Raw genomic sequence first — 20,822 nt, 5'->3', positions numbered from 1 at the left:
AGGGGGATTTTATGTTATCAAAAAAATTGCACGACGCACTAAACGATCAAATGAACTTTGAATTTTACTCTGCCCACGCTTATATGGCAATGGCTGCTTACTGTACGGCGGAGAGCTATGATGGATTCGCTAACTTTTTCCTTGTACAAGCTGAAGAAGAACGTTTCCACGCAATGAAGCTTTACAACTACATTAATGACCGCGGTGAACGCGCTATTATTACTGGATTTGATAATCCAAATAACGAATATGACTCTGTACTGAACGCTTTTGAAGTGGCACTTGAGCACGAGCGTGAAGTAACGAAGCGTATTTACAACTTATCTGATATCGCTTGGGATGAGCGTGAACACGCAACAATTACATTCTTAAAATGGTTCGTCGATGAGCAAGTAGAAGAAGAAGCTTCATTCGATAGCATCATCCAAAAATTAAAACGTATTACAAGCGATTCAAACGCACTATTTATGCTAGATGCCGAATTAGAGAAACGTACATTTACGCCTCCAGCTGAGTAGTATTTCAATCACCTTAATGAATGGATTAAGGTGATTTTTTTATTTCTTCTCTAAGTTGAATAACCCTCGCCACATCCTTTTTATAAAGCCCAGAAACCTTTTCAACAAAGTCACTATGAGTAAAAGTTCCATCTCCTTCTTCTACTATGTTTAAATATCCATGTATAAATTTCAAAAATGCTCTAGCATCTTCCCCAGTTAAACGATTAATGTTATCTATAACCTCATCAAATTCCTTTAAACTATTCTGTTCTTTCACCCTAATTCCCCCTCTCCACACTATTTATCATACCAAAATAAAAAAGCCGTTCATCCCTCTAGGCGAGAGATAAACGACCTCTTTACTATTTATTAAAGCATAACCCCAACGATAACCGCTGATAATATACTTACTAACGTTGCACCGTATACAAGTTTTAAGCCGAATGATGATACAACGTTTGCTTGTTTGCCATCGATACTCTTCGTTGCACCTGCGATAATCCCGATAGATGAGAAGTTCGCAAATGATACAAGGAAGATAGATAAAATACCTACTGTACGAGCGGATAAGTCACCAGCTACTTTACCAAGGTCAAGCATTGCAACGAATTCGTTCGTTACTAATTTCGTTGCCATAATTTGTCCTGCTGTTAGCATCTCTGATGTTGGGATGCCCATTACGAATGCTAAAGGTGAGAAAATGTACCCTAAAATGCTTTGGAATGTGATTCCGAAAATTGAATCGAATACACCGTTAATTGCTGTAATTAATGCTACGAAACCGATTAACATCGCCGCTACTGTTACAGCGATAGAGAAACCAAGCATAATATATTCGCCTAACATTTCAAAGAATGTTTGTTTTTTATCTTCTTGTAATTCTAAAATGTCGTCTTCTTCTTTTACGTCGTATGGATTAATAATATGAACGATAATAAATCCACTGAATAAGTTTAGTACAAGTGCTGTTACTACATATTTTGGATCAATCATTTTCATATAAGAACCGACGATTGACATCGATACTGTAGACATGGAAGATGCACAAAGTGTGTATAAACGATTTTTCGGTAATTTGCTTAATTGATCTTTTACTGTAATGAATACTTCCCCTTGACCAACAATCGCAGCTGCTACTGCATTATATGATTCTAGTTTTCCTAAACCGTTCACTTTACTTAATAGGAAACCGACTGCACGAATGATAATCGGTAAAATTTTAATATGTTGTAAGATCCCAATTAATACTGCTAAGAAAATGATTGGTAATAATACCGTTAAGAAGAATGGTGCTTGTCCATCATTTGCTAGACCACCAAATACGAAATTAACCCCTGCTTCCGCAAATTTTAAAATAGCGCCAAACCCATCTGCAATCCCTTTTACTAATACAAATCCGACCTTTGTATTCAGTAAGAAATATGCAAGTACCAATTGAATGACAAGCATAAGTGCAATTGGTTTATATTTAATTTTCTTACGATCTGAACTGATAAGGAAACCTAGTACAAATACTACAAGTAAACCGACTAGAAACATTACTATTTTCATATGTGAATCCTCCACTTCTCCCACGAGTTATTGGTCGTATAACGTATAACGAATGACGTCTGACCATTGATGTTAAAAAAATTTAAAACCCCTAAATACTATTCAACTGTTATCTAAAATCAGTAAGCGTTTACATAAATTGCAATTTATTAAAGGTAGCCTCTTCTCTCCTACCATACTTGAAAGTCTGAAATTGATACCACCTACAAATCAAATTGTAAGCGTTATCTAACTGAAAAGCAATATAAATTTAAAAAGATTTTTATATGTTAATATATTCCTAATTAATTGGTTTTTCTATGCAAATTTACCATAAAAAAATAGCCCTAGCTATGAGCTAGGACCATCTTTTTTATAACATAACACCAACGATAATCGCTGATAAAATACTTACTAATGTCGCACCGTACACAAGGCGTAAACCGAATGATGATACAACATTTGATTGATTTTCATCGATACCTTTCGTTGCACCTGCGATAATTCCGATTGATGAGAAGTTCGCAAATGATACAAGAAATACAGAAAGAATACCAACTGTACGAGCTGATAAATCACCAGCTACTTTTCCAAGATCAAGCATCGCAACAAATTCGTTTGATACTAATTTCGTTGCCATAATTTGTCCCGCTTTTACCATCTCTGCTTGCGGAATACCCATTACGAATGCTAATGGTGAGAAAATGTATCCTAAAATAGCTTGGAATGTAATACCGAACATGGAATCAAACAAGCTATTGATTGCTGTAATTAATGCTACGAAACCAAGTAACATCGCTGCTACCGTAATCGCGATTGTGAAACCAAGCATAATATATTCACTTAGCATTTCAAAGAATGACTGTTTTTTCTTATTTTCTAATTTCAGTGTATCTTCTTCTTCTGTAATATCGTACGGGTTAATAATATGAATAATAATGAAACCACTAAATAAATTTAATACAAGTGCTGTTACTACATATTTTGGTTCGATCATTTTCATATAAGAACCGACGATTGACATCGATACTGTCGACATAGAAGATGCACATAATGTATATAAACGGTGTTTTGGGATTTTACTTAATTGATCTTTTACTGTAATAAATACTTCCGCTTGCCCAACAATGGCAGCTGCTACTGCGTTATATGATTCTAATTTTCCTAGACCATTTACTTTACTTAACAAAGTACCAATAGCACGAATAAATATCGGTAAAATTTTAAAGTGTTGCAGAATTCCAATTAAAACGGCAAAGAATACGATTGGTAATAACGCTGTTAAGAAGAATGAAACCTCTCCTTTATTAACAAGGCCACCAAATACGAAAACGATTCCAGCTTCTGCATATCCAAGAAGTGCGCCAAATCCATCTGAAATTCCTTTTACTAAAATATAACCAACTTGTGTATTTAATAAGAAATAAGATAATGCTAGCTGAATAATAAGCATAATTGCAATTGGTTTATACTTAATCTTCTTTCGATCGGAGCTTATAAGAAAACCGAGTACAAATACAACGAGTAATCCTACAAGAAACATAACAAACTTCATTAATAAAATCCTCCATTTAACTCTTCATTAACGTTGAACGTCTGACCACTAAAACAAGAAATAACCCGAACTTTCCATTTCCCCTCCAAAATCTTCAATCAGATAGGAAAAATCATAAAACCTCTTGTTTCAAAGGCATTTTCCATTCTAACATAAATCACAACTCATATCCGCACTTTTCTTTAAAAAATTACATTTTATTATAAAACACTCATTAATGTTCGTCTTTTACTACCGACAAATATCTGGATAAAACAAAAAAATGAGCATCAAGTTTCACTTGATGCTCACCTCATTATACCGCTTTTTCTTTATCTGCTACTTGCTCTTCCCAGCACTCTGTATTTTTCAGACCTGGAATTGAATTCGCATAGAAGACTGGATCTTTTCCTTGTTTCTTTTGCTTTACGTAATCTGATAACGCTGCAAAAGCATACTTAGAAAGGAATACGATTGCAACTAAGTTAATAACAGCCATAATACCCATGAATAGATCTGCTAAATCCCAAACGATTTGAATTGTTGCGACAGACCCTAACATAACCATACCAAGTACAGCAATGCGGTAAGCTGTTAATAGCACTTTACTTCCATTTAAGAATTCAATATTCGTTTCACCATAGTAGTAGTTACCTACTAATGAACTAAATGCAAACAAGAAGATTGCAACTGCTACAAATATAGATGCCCATGGTCCGATATGTTGACTTAATGCTTGTTGCGTTAATTGAATACCATTTAAATCAGCTGCATTATGCACATCTGATAAAAGAATGATAAATGCTGTACAACTACAAATTAATAATGTATCTGTAAATACCCCTAAAGTTTGAATGAAACCTTGTTTAACTGGGTGCGTTACGTTTGCAGTCGCAGCTGCGTTCGGCGCACTACCCATACCTGCTTCATTTGAGAATAATCCGCGTTTTACCCCTAATAAAATCGCAGCACCTAATCCTCCACCTACTACTTCTTTAATTCCGAAAGCATGTAAGAAAATTTCTTTAAATACATACGGAATTGCCGTAATGTTTGTTACAACAACGAATAATGCTACTGCTACATAAATAATCGCCATCACTGGAACAATCATTTCAACCGCGCGTGCAATTCGCTTTACTCCGCCAAAAATAATAACTGCAAGTAAACCAGCCATTACAAGACCTACTAATCTACTATCTGTTTTGAATGCCCCATCAAAAGCAGCTGCTACAGTATTAGATTGTACAGCGTTAAAAATTAATCCGAAACTTACTGTTATTAATACAGAGAAAATAGCTCCAAGCCAGCGCTTATTTAAACCCTTTTCCATATAATACGCTGGACCACCACGGAACGTATTCCCATCTTTCACTTTATAAATTTGCGCTAATGTGCTCTCGACAAATGCAGAAGCACCCCCAATTACCGCGATTAACCACATCCAAAATACTGCTCCTGGACCACCTGCTGAAATTGCAATAGCTACACCAGCTAAGTTACCAGTACCTACACGAGAAGCTGTACTCATACAAAAAGCCTGGAATGATGATACACCACTCTTCTCTTTTTGTGCTTTCCTCGTTTTCGAACTCGCCCCATCCCCAAGCAATCGAATCATTTCACCGAAGTAACGAACTTGGACAAATTTCACACGAAATGAAAAGTAAAGTCCTAACCCAATTAACATCGCAATAATGATATATGACCAAAGGACATTATTTATATCCCCAATTACCTTAGCTAAAAAATCCATAATTGCATTGCCCCCTCTTCCTAACAATAAGAAAATTATATTCTAAAAACTCTTAGTAATCAAGAATTTTATGTTAGGTTTTCTAACATAAGTAAGTTAACTTACTTAACACATGTGTTTTTTTACGCAAAATTATAACTAGTACGCGCATTTATCCAATACTAAATCACTCATCTCATTCGACTAGTCATACTTTTAAGGCAGTGCGCTCTCTACAAATAACGAGAATAATGAACAAACAAAATTATATTAATAATTCATCCTCACCCTTTTCATCATTTACTACAACAAAAAAAGGCGAGCATCGAATTCAACTCGATGCTCGCCTTTTCATTTACACTGCTTTTTCTTTATCCGTTACCGCTGACTTATCCCAACACTCTGTATTCGTTAAACCAGGAATAGAATCTGCACGGAAGACTGGATCTTTTCCTTGTTTCTTTTGCCTTACATAGTCTGCCAATGCCGCATACGCAAATCGGCCAAGAAGTGTAATCGCAATTAAGTTTGTGATTACCATTAGACCCATAAATAAGTCTGCCATATTCCATACAACTTGAAGCGTCGCAACAGAACCGAATAATACCATTCCCACTACCGCAATACGGTAAATTGTTAACCAAGTTTTACTTTGTTTAATGAATTCAATATTCGTTTCACCATAATAGTAGTTTCCTAAAAGTGAACTAAACGCAAATAAGAAAATAATAATCGCTAAGAAGCTACTTGCCCATGGGCCAATTTGTGAACTTAATGCATTTTGTGTTAGTTCAATACCTTCTAAATTCGTTGCTTTATATGCACCAGAACATAGTACGATAAATGCTGTTGATGTACATACTAAGAATGTATCTACTAATACGCCAATTGTTTGAATAAAACCTTGTTTTGCTGGATGCGTTACATCAGCCGTTGCTGCCGCGTTCGGCGCACTACCCATACCTGCTTCGTTCGCAAATAATCCGCGCTGAATACCATATTTCATCGCAGCACCGATACCGCCACCTACAGCTGAATCTAAGCCGAATGCACCTTTAAAGATTTCTGTAAACACATCTGGTATTAAATAGAAGTTTTTAATGACAACGAAAATAGCTACCGCAATATAAATAAGCGCCATTGGCGGAACAATCATTTCCGACATACGTGCGATACTTTTTACACCACCAAAAATAATAACTGCAACTAATACAGCTAATACAATACCAACAATATAACGTTCTAAACCAAATGCATTTTTAAACGCTAATGTAACTGTATTTGCTTGTACTGAGTTGAAAATTAAACCGTAACTAACTGTAATAAGGATAGAAAACCAAATTCCCATCCAACGTTTATTTAAACCTTTTTCCATATAATAAGCAGGACCACCACGGAAGCCACTGCCATCTTTTACTTTATAAATTTGGGCAAGCGTACTTTCTACAAAACTTGAAGACGCCCCAATAATCGCAATAACCCACATCCAAAATACTGCTCCAGGTCCTCCCATAGAAATCGCTAAAGCTACACCGGCTGTTCCCGATTCCAATACGAGCTGCTGAACTCATACAAAATGCTTGGAAAGAAGATACACTACCTTTTTTACGTGTCTTTCCAGTTAATCCATCACTCATTAATCGAACCATTTCCCCTAAATGAGTGATTTGTACAAATTTCAATTTAATAGAAAAATAAAGACCTAAACCAATTAACATTGCAATAAGAATATATGACCAAAGAATTGTATTTGTTGATGAAATAAATTGCTCTAAAATATTCATACAATTAACCCCCTCCTTTTCTCCATAAAACGAATTATATTTAAAAAACATTCAAAAATCAACATTTTTCGACAATTTGCAATTTCCAAATATTAGACAGAATCGCAGTAACAATATCGTTATGACTACCCTCCCTCTAACTGTGCATACTAAAACAAAAATAATTCACAAACAACCCTATTGACAAAAACACCAACCTGTAACTATAATGATTACAACAGGTTGTAACAAACCTAATTACAACACATTCATTCACTTTCAGATATACACTTTAACAAAACACTTTGGAGGGATTTATTATGAAAATCGGAATTATCGGAGCAACTGGTAAAGCAGGAAGTCGTATTTTAAAAGAAGCATTGGATCGCGGACATGAAGTAACTGCAATCGTAAGAAACGCTGCAAAAATTACAGAAGACAATGTAAAAGTTTTAGAGAAAGATGTATTCTCTCTTACATCTAACGACCTAGAGGCATTCGATGTAGTTGTCAATGCATTCGGCGCTCCAGCAGGCGAAGAACACCTTCACGTAGATGCAGGAAACGTACTTATTGAAGCTATGAAAGGTGCACCAAATACAAAATTACTTGTAGTTGGCGGTGCTGGAAGCTTATTTGTAGACGAAGAGAAAACAACACGTGTATTTGAGACACCAGGTTTCCCGAAGGAATACCTTGCAACAGCTCAAAACCAAGGTAAAAACTTAGAAATCTTGCAACAAACAAACGATATTACTTGGACATTCATGAGCCCTTCTGCACTATTTGCATTAGGAAAACGTACTGGTTCTTATACAGCTGGCAAAGACAACCTGCTTGTTAACTCAAAAGGTGATAGCTACGTAAGTTACGAAGACTTCGCAGTAGCAGCACTTGATGAAATCGAAAATCCAAAACACGTAAACGAACGCTTCACAATTGTTTCTGAAGCTGAATAATAAAAAAGCTCGTAAAACGTTATGTTTTACGAGCTTTTTTTATTATTGCACTTGTTCTAAACCACTTGGAGTAATTTTGAAGGAAATTTCTTTAAACTTTTTCTTATCTCCTTTTCCAACGAACTCACTATTTTTGTACCAGCTTAAACGATCTGATTCGGCATGATACACTTTTACTACATCACCATACTCAAACACCATACCATTTACTTGTTCCGCAAAATTCTGCGACGTTTCTTGCCCTTCTGCTGTTACATGCTTTTTCTCATTATTATTTTGATCATATAACGTAATTCCCATATATAATTCATTGTTAAAGTAACTATGAATTTGTTCATTTGTATACGTTACATGTAGTTTCTTATCATCATGATTTAACGTTACAATAGAACGAACAACATTACTAAGCCCTTGGTATACAATGCTATCTCCATATGTTACTTCTACAGGTACTTCCGTTACTTTCTTATTTCCAAAACGGTCTTTCGTTTCTACTTTTACTTTTTGTTCACCGATTTTTGTTGTAGTTGGTTTTTCTACAAATCCAATTACTTCTCCATCTTTCACTTGAACAAAGTCTTTCGCTTCTAATTTTTCAACATCTGTTCCAATTACTACTTTTTGCGGTACTGCCGTTACTTCTTGTAAACCATCAATTAATTCATATCCTTGCGGGGTAATTTTAAATAGTTTTTCCTTTTTCTTTTTAGCTTCCCCTTGGTCTACACGTTTATTGTCATCATACCATTCTAAATACCCTGGCTGGATATGATATACCTTAACGATATCTCCATACTCGAACGACATTCCATCTAACTCTTTTACGAAATTCTTTAATCCTTCATGACCTTCTGCGGAAATATTCTTCTTTTCATTTCCGTTTGCATCGTAGATCGTAACACCTATATATTTTTGATTTCGATAACTATGCTCCAATATGTTCCTTACTAATGTCATATTAAATTTCTTATCTTCATGACGTAACGTTAACACACCGTTAGTATTCCAATATGTTTTAAATGCCATACTATCCCCATACACAACGTTAACTGGTACAGGAATTGCATTTACATTTCCTTCTGCATCCACAATTTCTACATTCACAGTTTGTTTTCCATTTTCTTGTTTAGGCCATACTATTTTCCCTGTCGTTTTTACATTTGCCCCTAAATTCTTTACAAGTTCACTTGCCTTTTTCTCATCAAATTCTGTACCTATTAAAATATCTGGTACTGTATTAACTGCTTCCCCATAAGGAACTTTATATGCTTCCACTTGTTTTTCACGAATCGGATTACTATCTCGCGATAACCATATTTCATTTTTCGGTTCAGGCAATTGTAGTTTATTTACTTTTTCTACCGTATCCGGTTCTGCATGTAATCCCCATTTCGCAAAGTAAGAAATTAAATTTTGTCCCGATGCTTTTGAAGCCATATATATGAACATTTGCTTTTTCTCTCTACTCGAAATAACCTCATCATTATCTAACATAGAATATTCTGTATCAGATAGCACTCTATACATTTGATGTAGCTTCGGATAGAATTGATCTCCATAAATTAAATGCAACTGCCAGAACATAATAATTGGATCTGCTTTATCAAAATCCTTTTGATCATCTGGTTGGTTCAAATACGCAAATGCATCTTCATAACGCCCATCTACTTCCATTCGCGATTTATTTCCAAAGGCCAACTGAACAGCTAAGCTGTAAATGTTAACAGTCGTCTCACCCATTCCCTCGGATAACCAAGGTACCTGCTGATGTATGTGTCCCACTTCATGCCATGGTCCCCAACCATCTTTTGTGAATTTTTCAATATCTAGCACAAATTCTATTGAATCTTTTGCGTATCCTGTAAGGTAATTATTCGCATACATAAAAGGGCTAGTTGGATATCTTGCTTCAATAAATTGAATATAATGTTTCCCTGGATTCGCAACTCCAATGCCATCTTCCGATAATCCAGATAATGCATTTTCAATCCGAATTGCTTCATCATGTTTTTTCATTAACTCTGTTGGGTCAGTCTTTTTCATATTTTTTTCTACTTTTTCATAACTTGTAGTTATTAAACTTCTATCACCCTTTAATTCTATTGCGTAAGGGTTTTTATATTTTTCTAGCATTGCATCCCAATCTTTTTTCGTATGTTTCCCTAGTATAAATAAGGGGAAATGAGTACCTCCACTTGTAACAGTCGCTGTAACTTCCCCGGTATTATTCATATTATAAAAGTATAAAATACCGCCATTAGGTGAAGAAATAATATTTTTACCAGGATTTAAATCGAACTCTTTCGGCCCTTCCTTGTCATAAGCTCGTGTTCCTATAAACGCTTTAATAGATTGGCTTCCTTTTATTTCAACTACGATTTCTTCATCTTGTTTCGCATAAATCCCAGTCGGCTCATTTGGTGAAAAAGCTAGTCTCATCTTTAAACGGTCCCTATTTTCCTCCACACTACCTTTCCCCGGTAACTGAAATACTCTCTGCTCAAATTTATTCTCTTTAACCTCTTCCAACTGCCCGCTCTTATTCTCTTCCAAAGGTGCAGCATATCCTTTCGATGCTTCAAAAGCTACTGGTGATAATAATGTAGATATACATATACCAGCTACTAATACCCTACTCGTCTTTTTCTTCGACATAATCTGTGTCCCCTGTTCCTTTATTTAGAGAAACTATCCTATATATTCAATTAGTAAGTAATCCTATTATTTTTATAAAAACATGTAATGAATAGACTAACACTTCGCGCACTCGTATCAATTACTACCGCATTTCTCCCTATGTATTCGCTTTCTTACATTTTAAAATTTTTATGTAATATGCCCTCCTCACTTCTCTCTATTTGTGATGAGTTCTCTTTGTACATAAAAAGAGAATAGTAAAAGATACACTTTAGTATTGTCATCTATACATCTAAAAATAAAAACAGCAATAGAATCTTACATTTTCTTCATATATGACCATCTATAGGTAGTTTTTCCAACTGAATTTTACACGCTTTACATTTTGTTTGATAGACTTTTCAATTAGAATAATGTTACAATTTTGTGAATTTAATCTATTAATCGTAACGTTTAGATTTTATTATATTTTGTTATTTTTAGATAGTTTTTCTACTATTAGAACAGTGTTTTATACAGCTAATAATTATTTTAATATAACTTTAAAGTTCATATATAAAAAGCATTGGTTAACACCAATGCTTTCATCCTTACCTTTTATATTGATTCGGTTTATGCGGTTCATTTGGAGTATGTGGTTTATTATTATCATGACCATTTCCTTTTTTCCAACTCACTGATAACTCCGGACTTGTTTCTTCTTCACTACGCTCAAGTAATACAACTGCATTTTGAATTGTTGGTGTACCTTTATGTGCAATCCCTTGTAGCTTCGTTAATTTCCCTATTACTTTAAAGCTAAAACCACCAGCTGGTGTTTGTTTCGGAATTAAAATGCGGAACTTTTCTCCTACATTAAATTCTGTTTTTGTTTCGCCTTTTTCATTTACAAATTTCGCTCCTGCTGGTGCACCTGTTGCTTGCACTTTATACGTTCCGCTTTTCGCATTTGTTTCTACTGTATATAAACCTGTTTCAAAGAAATCATTTTTCAATACTGCTTCTTGTTCTTCTGTTGGTACGACACTCATCGTAATTTCTTGTAACTCTTCACTAGCGCTTGCTTTTGCAACGATATCTTTCGTTACCTTTTCTACATTTTTATTACGGAAATCTAAATCATTAATATCAATTTGTTTTAACGCATTCCATACTGCAAGCTGCGTTGCATAATGAGCTTCTCTCCAATCAGAAACACCTAATTCTTGCGGGCTCTTTTGTGGATATCCATTTAATAATACACGGTATACGTTAATATCCACTTTCCCCATTTCCGGTAAATCTTGACCGCTTGGAGATTTTAAATCTACATTTAAGCAAAAAGCAATTTTGCCATCTGCCGTTTTAATAAGCTCTGTTCGGATTGGTTTCTTCTTAGACTTACTGTAACTCCAATCCATTTGATACTTTGTATGGTCCATGACTTCTGCGAATGCTTTTTGAAGCGGGAATAACACAAATAAAACACTTAAAAACATAACTAAAAGTTTGAACGATTGCTTTATATTCATGTTTACAGCCCCTTATAACAAACTTGATACTAAGTAGTATTTATTTAGAAACTATTTTTATGCAAAAAAAAAGAGTGCTTTTACGCACTCTTCTTTCTTACCCTAATCTTAGAAATCGAAGTTATCAGGATCTGGACCCACGCGGTGATTTTGATTTAACGCATCGATTTTTTCCATCTCTTCTTTCGTTAATTCAAAGTTAAATACGTCAGCATTTGCAATGATGCGGTGTTCTTTCGTTGATTTTGGAATTGTAATTACTCCATTTTGAAGATCCCAACGTAAAATCACTTGCGCTGTTGTTTTGCCGTGTTTCTCAGCAATCTCTTGTAATGTTTCGTTATCTAATAATTGACCTTGCATTAATGGTGACCATGCTTCCATTTGAATACCTTGTTCTTTACAGAAAGCTTGTAGTTCTTTTTGTGTTAAACGAGGGTGGTATTCTACTTGGTTAATCATTGGTTTAATTTCTGCATCTTTCATTACATCTTGTAAGTGATGGATTTGGAAGTTACTTACACCAATTGCACGTACGCGCTTTTCTTTATAAAGTGTTTCTAACGCTCTCCACGTATCTTTATATTTTCCTTCTGAAGGCCAGTGAACAAGATATAAATCTAAATAATCTAGTCCTAATTTTTTTAGACTCTCTTCGTATGCAGCGATTGTTGTTTCATATCCTTGGTCTGCGTTCCACACTTTTGAAGTGATGAATAAATCTTCTCTTGAAATACCAGTTGCTTCGATACCTGCACGAATCCCTTCACCTACAGCTTTTTCATTTCCGTAAATTGCAGCTGTATCGATGCTACGGTATCCTGCTTTAATCGCTGATTTTACAGCTTCTACAAGTTCTGGTCCTTCTTCTACTTTAAATACACCTAAACCGAACCAAGGCATTTCTACACCGTTATTTAATACTGCTTTACTTTGTAAGTTTTTCATTTTATTTTCTCTCCTTTTATTTTACTTGATCTCGTTTTTCTAATGTCATGCTCCACGCTGTTAAAATCACAGCAGCTACTACCATAAGACCGCCTACCCAAGCAGTATGGATTAATCCTAAAGAATTCGTTACAAGGCCACCTATATAAGAACCTAAAGCGATCCCTCCGTTAAATGCGGCAATATTAATTGCTGAAGCAACATCAACCGCACTTGGAACAAAGCGCTCTGCCAATATAACTACATATACTTGTAGCCCCGGAACATTCATAAACGCGAATAGTCCCATGAAAATAATTGTGATTAATCCAGCTACTTTAAATGGCGCTGTAAATGTTAAAACAAATAATATAATCGCTTGAATCAAGAACATGTAAAATAGCGCTCGAATTGGATTATGATTCGATAATTTTCCGCCGACCATATTCCCTATCGCAATTGCAATTCCATATACTAATAAAATGATCGTAACCGTACTTGCTTCAAACCCTGTTACTTCTTGTAATAAGGGTGATAAATACGTAAATGTTACGAATGTACCGCCGTATCCAAGTGCAGTAATAATGAAAACAAGTAACAGTCTTCCATTTTTAATGAGTTTGAATTGATCACGAAACGATACAGGTACACCATTTTTTAAATTAGATGGGACGAGTATGCTATTCGCGATAAAAGCAATAATTCCAATTACGACAATCGCCATAAATGACGCTCTCCAGCCAAATTGTTGACCGATAAACGTTCCAATTGGCACACCTGTAATAGTTGCAACTGTTAATCCAGTAAACATAATCGCAATGGCGCTAGCACGTTTATTCTCTGGGACGATTGCGGCCGCAATTGTAGATCCTATCGACATAAACACACCATGTGCAAAAGCAGATACAATCCTTGCGATAATTAATATAGTGAAACTTGTTGCTACTGCCGCGATCCCATTACCAATAATGAAAATAACCATAATCCACATTAATAATGTCTTTCTCGACATACTAGCCGTTAGCGCTGTTAAAACAGGAGCTCCTACTGCCGCACCTAATGCATATAGGGAAACAGTTAAACCAGCTGTTGTAACAGAAACATTTAAATCTTTTGAAATAGATGGTAATAAACCGACACTAATAAACTCGGTCGTACCAATCCCGAACGCACTAATTGCTAGTGCTAATAAAGCAAACATACTTCTTCGATTCGTCTGAACTTCCGAAGATGGTACTGTATATGAACTCAATTGAATTCCTCCTTATTACAAGAAATCCAATCATAATAGTGCGATAAAAAGGCCCTTTTATCTTCTAAAAAATATATTTAATCTCTACAAATGCTATTATGAATGGTTTCATTCTTTTTTTGAAGAACGCACTTTAAAGTACGATAGGCACCAAAAAGTAACATAGTCACTTTTCAGTACCGTACTACTCATTTGCCTCTTACATGTGCTATTATGAAACATATTTAACATGATAAAAAGTACGTACTTTAAAGTGCTATAGGTACTAAAAAGTAACATTTGTATGATTTAACTTATTTTACTCACAATGGGAGGGTTTCATATGAAGCAATACAATATTCCTGTAGAGGCAACTTTAGAAGTTATCGGCGGCAAATGGAAAGTTGTTATCCTTTGTCACTTAACGAAAGGTACAAAGAGAACGAGTGAATTAAAACGCTCAATGCCTGGTATTACACAAAAAATGTTAACACAACAATTGCGTGAATTAGAAGACGACGGCGTTATTCAAAGAAAAGTATACAACCAAGTCCCGCCAAAAGTAGAATATTCTCTTACTGATTACGGTTGGTCTTTAGAATCCATTCTTGATTCTCTTTGTTCTTGGGGCGAATGCCATCTTGAAAAAGAAGGTAAGACATCGATGCTAATTGCGGAAGGTGAATAATAGGAAAAAGGAAAAAACGAACATGAATTTGTTCATTTTTTCCTTTTTTTCTTATTATATATGTACATTTCTAACTGAAACAAAATATTTTATACGCTTTCATACCTTGTCAGTACTACGTTATACGCTCGATATGAAATAATTAGGAATCATTTTTATGTTAACATAGGTGTATATAGTATATAATATAGGATATATATTATATACACTTTCCGGTAACGGAGCTTTTCCATTATGCGGACAAGCCATATATCGGACAGTTCATAAATAATAAGTAAGACGTTATGGTTTTAGATTTATGTTTGCAGCTTACTTGCTGTCATAAATTTAAAGGCATTTTATTGTGTTTTGTGAAACTTTGTATAAAGTTTCGTAACCGTTTACTATCTTACTTATCAAAAATAAGAGTATTGCTATCGTAAAGGAGAATTGGAGATGCCAGAAACTATGACTCAAACAAAGCCAGAACAAGAAACTGTACAAATTTCTGCTAGCCAAGGACAACTTGATGTACTTGATCAGTTGTTAAAACCTGAGGTACAAGAATCATTAACAACACTAGTAGAACAGCTTCCAAAATTAACTGAGCTTGTTAACATTTTAACTAAGTCTTATGACTTCGCTCAAACTGTTGCTACTGATGAAGTATTAAAAAGCGACACTGTTGGTGCAATCACAGAGCTTGTAGAACCTGTAAAAGATACAGTGAAAAGCATGGCTGCAACTGCAATCGAAGCGAAAGATCGTGCTGACGAAAGCAACGAAGTTATCGGCCTATTCGGTCTTTTAAAATTACTAAAAGATCCACAAGCACAAAAAATGTTCCGCTTTGTGAACGCATATCTTCAAATTAGTGCAGAACGTAACAATAAATAAGTTAACTTATAACAACAATTAGTAAAGACGGGGGATATCATACTATGTCAAAACAAATTGTCATCTTAGGCGCTGGTTATGGCGGTCTTCTTGCCGCTTTAAACGTACGTAAATATTACAGCAAATCAGAAGCACAAGTTACAGTGATTAACCAATACCCAACACACCAAATCATCACTGAACTACACCGCCTTGCAGCTGGTAACGTGTCTGAGCAAGCAGTTGCAATGCCACTTACAAAGCTTTTCAAAGGTAAAGATATTGATCTTAAAATCGCAACAGTTGAGTCATTCTCAGTTGATAGCAAAGAAATCAAATTAGCTGGCGGCACTACTTTATCTTACGATGCACTTGTAGTTGCTTTAGGAAGTAAAACTGCTTACTTCGGTATTCCAGGACTAGAAGAAAACAGCATGGTATTAAAATCTGCTGCTGATGCAAACAAAATCTACAAACACGTTGAAGACCGTATTCGTGAATACGCGAAAACGAAAAACGAAGCTGATGCTACAATCGTAATCGGTGGTGGCGGATTAACTGGCGTTGAGCTAGTTGGTGAGCTTGCTGACATTATGCCTAAACTTGCAAAAAGCCACGGCGTAAATCCAAAAGAAGTGAAACTTCTTCTTGTTGAAGCAGGTCCAAAAATCCTTCCAGTATTACCAGACCACTTAATCGAACGTGCAACTACTAGCCTAGAAGCACGCGGCGTTACATTCTTAACTGGTCTTCCTGTAACAAACGTTGCTGGCAATGAAATCGACTTAAAAGACGGTCAAAAACTTGTTGCTAACACATTCGTTTGGACGGGCGGCGTTCAAGGTAACCCACTAATCGGTGAATCAGGTCTTGAAGTAAACCGTGGTCGTGCAACAGTTGATGCATACCTACAATCTACTTCTCACAAAAACGTATTCGTTGCTGGAGACAGCGCTGTTGTCTTCGCTCCAGACGGACGTCCATACCCACCAACTGCACAAATCGCTTGGCAAATGGGTGAGTTAATTGGATACAACTTATACGCAGCACTAGAAGGCAAAGCATTCGAAGAGTTCGCACCTGTAAACTCTGGAACACTTGCTAGTCTAGGACGTAAAGATGCTGTTGCTACAATCGGAGCAAGCAATACTCCACTTAAAGGCTTACCAGCATCATTAATGAAAGAAGCAAGTAACGTTCGTTACTTATCACACATTAAAGGTCTATTCAGCTTAGCTTACTAATCTGAATATAAGCCCGAATCATGCCCTGCATGGTTCGGGCTATTTTTATCCCGCATTAACGGGCAGTAAAACCTCCACCTTAAAATCCAGTGAATGCAGGGATGAAGTTGGAAGATTAACTGCCCGTAAAAGCCCGATTGGTTCAACTAATAATCAGTAGGGAGGAACACCCCCCCACTGATTAAAGTTTCACTTTATCCGTAATTTTCTCTAACTTATTTATTCGGCAGAAGAATAATATAACCCTTTTAATTATCTAAATTTACTGATTATTTTATGTCCAAATTGTGTATACGAAAAGATGGAAGTATTCTTCCTACTCCCATCCTTTCACACAAACTATTCCCCTAACTTCACAAGGCTGTAGTTCTTCTTCCCTTTACGAATAATAATAAATCGTCCATCAAATGAATTCTCTACCGTAACATTCGTACCTACATCCGTTACTTTTTCGCCATTCATAGAAATCGCTCCATTATTAATATCTTCACGTGCTTGTCGTCTAGATGGCTCAATTCCTAAATCAACTAGCCATTCTACGATATTTTTCGTCTCTTTTGAAGACTGGAATGTTGGCATTTCTTTAAAGCCTTGTTCAATTTCATCGGCTGTTAACGATTTAATATCTCCGCTAAATAACGCTCCTGTAATTTTCACAGCTTGCAGCAATGCTTCTTCTCCATGAACGAATTTCGTCATTTCTTCCGCTAATACTTTTTGCGCTTCACGTTTATGAGGCTCTGTTTCTACCTTCACTGCCAACTCATCGATGCGCTCTTTCGTTAAGAACGTAAAGTATTTCAAGTATTTAACGACATCACGGTCATCTGTATTTACCCAGAACTGGTAAAATTCAAATGGTGTTGTTTTTTCAGAATCAAGCCAAACGGCACCACCTGCTGATTTACCAAATTTCGTACCATCAGATTTCAATAGTAACGGAATCGTCAATCCGAATACTTTCGCTTCGTGCCCTTCTAACTTACGAATTAAATCTAAACCACTCGTAATATTTCCCCATTGGTCACTACCGCCAATTTGCAGTTGAACATCCTCTTTCGTGTATAAATGATGGAAGTCCATCGCTTGTAAGATTTGGTACGTAAATTCTGTGAAAGAAATTCCTGTATCTAAACGACTTGCTACGATATCCTTTGCTAACATACTATTAATGCTAAAGTTTTTCCCGTAATCACGTAAAAACTCAATAATATTTATTTCATGTGTCCAGTCGTAGTTATTTACCATCTTTACTTCGCTATTTCCGCCAAAATCAAATAGCTTTTTCATTTGCGCTGTTAATGCATCCACATTATGCTGAACTACTTCTAACGTTTGAAGTTGACGTTCTGATTGGCGTCCACTCGGATCACCAATTGTTCCTGTTGCGCCGCCAATTAAAATAACTGGATGATGGCCGGCTAACTGGAATCTTTTCATCATCATAAACGGAATCAAATGTCCGATATGCATACTATCACCAGTCGGGTCAACTCCGCAGTATAGCGAAATCTTTTTCTCTTCTACTAGCTTACGTAAACCTTCTTCGTCAGTCTGTTGATTAACAGCACCGCGCCATTCTAATTCATCAATGATATTCATCTTTTGTCATCCCCTTTATTTTTTTAAAACAAAAAGTCCCTATGTCTATGACATAGGGACGATTATTCACCGTGTTACCACCCAGTTTGTATAAATAGCACAGCTACTCATACCACTCTTAGCAATAATATCGATTGCCAATCCGCTTAGCATTACCTAAGATACTCCAGAGTGTAATTCGCAAGTTTGTTTGTGCTAGGTTCCAGCATCCCCTAGCTCTCTCGTTAACAGTGACAAACTGCTACTGGGCTCTTTCAACGTATGTTATTTGTTAAATTATTAGCCATTATATTGAATTGAAAACAAATTGTCAACAATACCCAAATGTTATTTTAAAATAATTCGCAGTTTCATACGTATATGTTATTCTTTATCTTCTCCAATAATCCTTACTTCACGCTCTAACTTCACGCCAAATTTCTCTTCAACTGTTTTTTGTACGAAGTGAATTAAATCGATATAATCTTGTGCCGTTCCGTTATCAACATTCACCATAAATCCAGCATGTTTTAGAGAAACTTCTACTCCACCAATTCGCTTACCTTGTAACCCTGAGTCTTGAATCAATTTACCAGCAAAGTTATTTGGTGGGCGTTTAAATACACTACCACATGAAGGATATTCTAGAGGCTGTTTTGACTCACGTTTAAACGTTAAATCATCCATTTTTGCTTTAATTTCTTCATGTACACCTTCTTCAAGTTCAAATCTCGCTTCAAGAATAATGTAATGGTTGTTCGCAAATACACTCTTACGATATCCAAATTCAAATGCTTCTTTCGTCAAAGTACGTAGCTCTCCATCACCTGTCATTACGACAGCTTCTGTTAATACATACGAAATTTCACCGCCGTATGCACCTGCATTCATATATAATGCTCCGCCAACTGAACCTGGAATACCACAAGCAAACTCAAGCCCCGTTAAGTTATGTTCTAGTGCAATACGTGATACGTCAATAATTGCTGCACCGCACTGTGCTACAATCGTCGTTCCTGTTACAGTAACACCTGTAATATGAATTAAACTTACTGTAATCCCGCGAATTCCACCATCTTTAATAATAACATTCGATCCATTTCCTAAAAACGTAACTGGAATATTATATTTGTTCGCATATTTAATAACTTCTTGAATTTCATCATAATTTGTCGGCGCAACGAACACATCTGCTTTTCCACCAACTTTAATATGCGTATGATTCTTTAACATTTCATCTTGTTTCACATGACCTTCAGGCAATACCGTACTTAAATATTCATAAACCTCTTGCATATTCATTTTACGATTCCTCTATTTCTATATTCTTTTTATCCCGTTATACGGGCCCATAATATCCCCACATACATGAACGAACTTAAAGTGGTGGATACAGTGTACCCAAAATCAATTCGAGACACCTATTAACCTCTTAATTTATAAGAGGTGCCACTCATATTAAAATATATATTGCATAATAAAGCAACCCAAATGGGCTACTAAACTTGACATGTCATCAGAAAGACAACAATTTGTAAAATATATTACTTTTTCAAAACACTACCCTTCAGTATCTTACTATACCACACGAAAATAAAGTGGTATTTTTTTGTAATCTTTACTTTATTTTCATCAACAAAAAAGATGCTTTTACATAGGTAAAGGCATCTTTTTCATTACTTATTTTAAATTACTTTTCGTTCTCTTCTTTTTCTTTATCAAACCATAACAGTTCATCGTTATCCACTTCACCATTATAATTGATTAAGATTTCTTCTCCTGCTTTTATATCTTTATAAGCATAGAAGTTAAATGTATGATTCTCAAAGACAATATCATACGTCGCATTCGGTGTATATGAATGATTGAATAACATGCCGTATCCTAAAAGGATTGCCGTATGATTAATCCCATACTCAAATGCGTAGTCAGCAAGTAATGTTTTCTCAATGTGTTCATGCTGTTCATTCGGATAAGAGATAACTGGCGCTGCGTGTATCAACTCACCTTTTTTAATATCACGAGTTGCAAATACACCTCTATTAAATTCTCCATCACTAAGTTCAGAAGTCTTAACTTCGATCATATACGTCACCTATTTAATTCTTTCTTTGAAGTATTTTAATT

The 20,822-nt window shown here is 35.6% G+C and carries 16 protein-coding genes, 1 pseudogene and 1 other annotated feature; of the genes and pseudogenes, 5 read left to right on the top strand and 12 right to left on the bottom strand.

What is annotated here, in order from left to right; all coding sequences use genetic code 11:
• Positions 1–11: 11 nt before the first annotated feature.
• Positions 12–518 (top strand): ferritin, encoded by a 507-nt coding sequence (locus QCI73_RS02215; protein ID WP_000949389.1) that lies wholly within the window; start codon positions 12–14, stop codon positions 516–518.
• A gap of 25 nt (positions 519–543) precedes the next feature.
• Here the strand turns inward: QCI73_RS02215 and QCI73_RS02210 are convergent, their stop codons facing one another.
• The 5 genes and pseudogenes from QCI73_RS02210 to QCI73_RS02190 form a co-directional block, all read right to left on the bottom strand.
• The gene (locus tag QCI73_RS02210) at positions 544–777 is read right to left on the bottom strand and encodes a hypothetical protein (protein WP_000664135.1); all 234 of its coding nucleotides are present in this window, start codon (positions 775–777) and stop codon (positions 544–546) included.
• Between the two features lie 92 nt (positions 778–869).
• Positions 870–2,051, bottom strand: a complete 1,182-nt coding sequence (locus QCI73_RS02205; protein ID WP_000706846.1) for a NupC/NupG family nucleoside CNT transporter — start codon at positions 2,049–2,051, stop codon at positions 870–872.
• 352 nt (positions 2,052–2,403) lie between these two features.
• A complete protein-coding gene (locus QCI73_RS02200; protein ID WP_353822429.1) occupies positions 2,404–3,585 on the bottom strand; it encodes a NupC/NupG family nucleoside CNT transporter in 1,182 nt (393 codons plus the stop codon).
• 295 nt (positions 3,586–3,880) lie between these two features.
• A complete protein-coding gene (locus QCI73_RS02195) occupies positions 3,881–5,320 on the bottom strand; it encodes an alanine/glycine:cation symporter family protein (protein WP_000346385.1) in 1,440 nt (479 codons plus the stop codon).
• A gap of 334 nt (positions 5,321–5,654) precedes the next feature.
• Positions 5,655–7,083, bottom strand: a pseudogene (locus QCI73_RS02190) (alanine/glycine:cation symporter family protein).
• Positions 7,084–7,382: 299 nt separating this feature from the next.
• Here QCI73_RS02190 and QCI73_RS02185 point away from each other — a divergent pair.
• A complete protein-coding gene (locus QCI73_RS02185) occupies positions 7,383–8,021 on the top strand; it encodes an NAD(P)-dependent oxidoreductase (protein WP_327922705.1) in 639 nt (212 codons plus the stop codon).
• A gap of 42 nt (positions 8,022–8,063) precedes the next feature.
• Here QCI73_RS02185 and QCI73_RS02180 read toward each other — a convergent pair whose 3' ends face one another.
• The 4 genes from QCI73_RS02180 to QCI73_RS02165 all read right to left on the bottom strand — a co-directional run bounded on the left by QCI73_RS02180 (position 8,064) and on the right by QCI73_RS02165 (position 14,297).
• Positions 8,064–10,676, bottom strand: a complete 2,613-nt coding sequence (locus QCI73_RS02180; RefSeq protein WP_353822428.1) for a M60 family metallopeptidase — start codon at positions 10,674–10,676, stop codon at positions 8,064–8,066.
• 572 nt (positions 10,677–11,248) lie between these two features.
• Entirely contained in the window at positions 11,249–12,169 is a 921-nt protein-coding gene (locus QCI73_RS02175) for a thioester domain-containing protein (RefSeq protein WP_353822427.1), read from the bottom strand.
• 108 nt (positions 12,170–12,277) lie between these two features.
• Positions 12,278–13,117, bottom strand: coding sequence for an aldo/keto reductase (locus QCI73_RS02170; RefSeq protein WP_087963733.1), 840 nt, complete (start codon positions 13,115–13,117; stop codon positions 12,278–12,280).
• Between the two features lie 16 nt (positions 13,118–13,133).
• On the bottom strand, positions 13,134–14,297 hold the full coding sequence (locus QCI73_RS02165) for an MFS transporter (protein ID WP_002037401.1): 1,164 nt from the start codon (positions 14,295–14,297) through the stop codon (positions 13,134–13,136).
• Between the two features lie 373 nt (positions 14,298–14,670).
• Between QCI73_RS02165 and QCI73_RS02160 the strand changes: the two genes are divergently transcribed.
• The 3 genes from QCI73_RS02160 (at position 14,671) to QCI73_RS02150 (ending at position 17,114) form a co-directional block, all read left to right on the top strand.
• Positions 14,671–15,015 carry a winged helix-turn-helix transcriptional regulator gene (locus QCI73_RS02160; protein ID WP_000816344.1) on the top strand — a complete coding sequence of 115 codons (345 nt, stop codon included), beginning with the start codon at positions 14,671–14,673 and terminating at the stop codon, positions 15,013–15,015.
• A 435-nt stretch (positions 15,016–15,450) separates the two neighbouring features.
• Positions 15,451–15,891, top strand: a complete 441-nt coding sequence (locus tag QCI73_RS02155) for a DUF1641 domain-containing protein (protein WP_001115309.1) — start codon at positions 15,451–15,453, stop codon at positions 15,889–15,891.
• A 44-nt stretch (positions 15,892–15,935) separates the two neighbouring features.
• Complete coding sequence (locus QCI73_RS02150; protein WP_000043204.1) at positions 15,936–17,114, top strand: NAD(P)/FAD-dependent oxidoreductase; 1,179 nt, start codon at positions 15,936–15,938, stop codon at positions 17,112–17,114.
• Positions 17,115–17,453: 339 nt separating this feature from the next.
• Here the strand turns inward: QCI73_RS02150 and tyrS are convergent, their stop codons facing one another.
• From tyrS to QCI73_RS02135, 3 genes are all read right to left on the bottom strand, one after another.
• A complete protein-coding gene (gene tyrS / locus QCI73_RS02145; RefSeq protein ID WP_353822426.1) occupies positions 17,454–18,716 on the bottom strand; it encodes a tyrosine--tRNA ligase in 1,263 nt (420 codons plus the stop codon).
• A gap of 51 nt (positions 18,717–18,767) precedes the next feature.
• Positions 18,768–18,983, bottom strand: a binding site (T-box leader).
• Positions 18,984–19,079: 96 nt separating this feature from the next.
• Entirely contained in the window at positions 19,080–19,997 is a 918-nt protein-coding gene (murB, locus tag QCI73_RS02140) for a UDP-N-acetylmuramate dehydrogenase (RefSeq protein WP_001057091.1), read from the bottom strand.
• A 388-nt stretch (positions 19,998–20,385) separates the two neighbouring features.
• Positions 20,386–20,781 (bottom strand): SET domain-containing protein, encoded by a 396-nt coding sequence (locus QCI73_RS02135; protein WP_000573649.1) that lies wholly within the window; start codon positions 20,779–20,781, stop codon positions 20,386–20,388.
• Positions 20,782–20,822 lie beyond the last annotated feature (41 nt).

Source organism: Bacillus cereus group sp. MG16 (assembly GCF_040459875.1).
GTDB classification, from domain to species: Bacteria; Bacillota; Bacilli; order Bacillales; family Bacillaceae_G; genus Bacillus_A; species Bacillus_A paranthracis.
This window is presented reverse-complemented; position numbering and strand designations above follow the sequence as displayed.

Bases quoted from the DNA above. Each gene is read 5' to 3' on its own strand.
- QCI73_RS02215 (WP_000949389.1), top strand. From the start codon at position 12: ATGTTATCAAAAAAATTGCACGACGCACTAAACGATCAAATGAACTTT.
- QCI73_RS02205 (WP_000706846.1), bottom strand. From the start codon at position 2,051: ATGAAAATAGTAATGTTTCTAGTCGGTTTACTTGTAGTATTTGTACTA.
- QCI73_RS02200 (WP_353822429.1), bottom strand. From the start codon at position 3,585: ATGAAGTTTGTTATGTTTCTTGTAGGATTACTCGTTGTATTTGTACTC.
- QCI73_RS02195 (WP_000346385.1), bottom strand. From the start codon at position 5,320: ATGGATTTTTTAGCTAAGGTAATTGGGGATATAAATAATGTCCTTTGG.
- QCI73_RS02185 (WP_327922705.1), top strand. From the start codon at position 7,383: ATGAAAATCGGAATTATCGGAGCAACTGGTAAAGCAGGAAGTCGTATT.
- QCI73_RS02180 (WP_353822428.1), bottom strand. From the start codon at position 10,676: ATGTCGAAGAAAAAGACGAGTAGGGTATTAGTAGCTGGTATATGTATA.
- QCI73_RS02175 (WP_353822427.1), bottom strand. From the start codon at position 12,169: ATGAATATAAAGCAATCGTTCAAACTTTTAGTTATGTTTTTAAGTGTT.
- QCI73_RS02170 (WP_087963733.1), bottom strand. From the start codon at position 13,117: ATGAAAAACTTACAAAGTAAAGCAGTATTAAATAACGGTGTAGAAATG.
- QCI73_RS02165 (WP_002037401.1), bottom strand. From the start codon at position 14,297: ATGTTTGCTTTATTAGCACTAGCAATTAGTGCGTTCGGGATTGGTACG.
- QCI73_RS02160 (WP_000816344.1), top strand. From the start codon at position 14,671: ATGAAGCAATACAATATTCCTGTAGAGGCAACTTTAGAAGTTATCGGC.
- QCI73_RS02155 (WP_001115309.1), top strand. From the start codon at position 15,451: ATGCCAGAAACTATGACTCAAACAAAGCCAGAACAAGAAACTGTACAA.
- QCI73_RS02150 (WP_000043204.1), top strand. From the start codon at position 15,936: ATGTCAAAACAAATTGTCATCTTAGGCGCTGGTTATGGCGGTCTTCTT.
- tyrS (WP_353822426.1), bottom strand. From the start codon at position 18,716: ATGAATATCATTGATGAATTAGAATGGCGCGGTGCTGTTAATCAACAG.
- murB (WP_001057091.1), bottom strand. From the start codon at position 19,997: ATGAATATGCAAGAGGTTTATGAATATTTAAGTACGGTATTGCCTGAA.
- QCI73_RS02135 (WP_000573649.1), bottom strand. From the start codon at position 20,781: ATGATCGAAGTTAAGACTTCTGAACTTAGTGATGGAGAATTTAATAGA.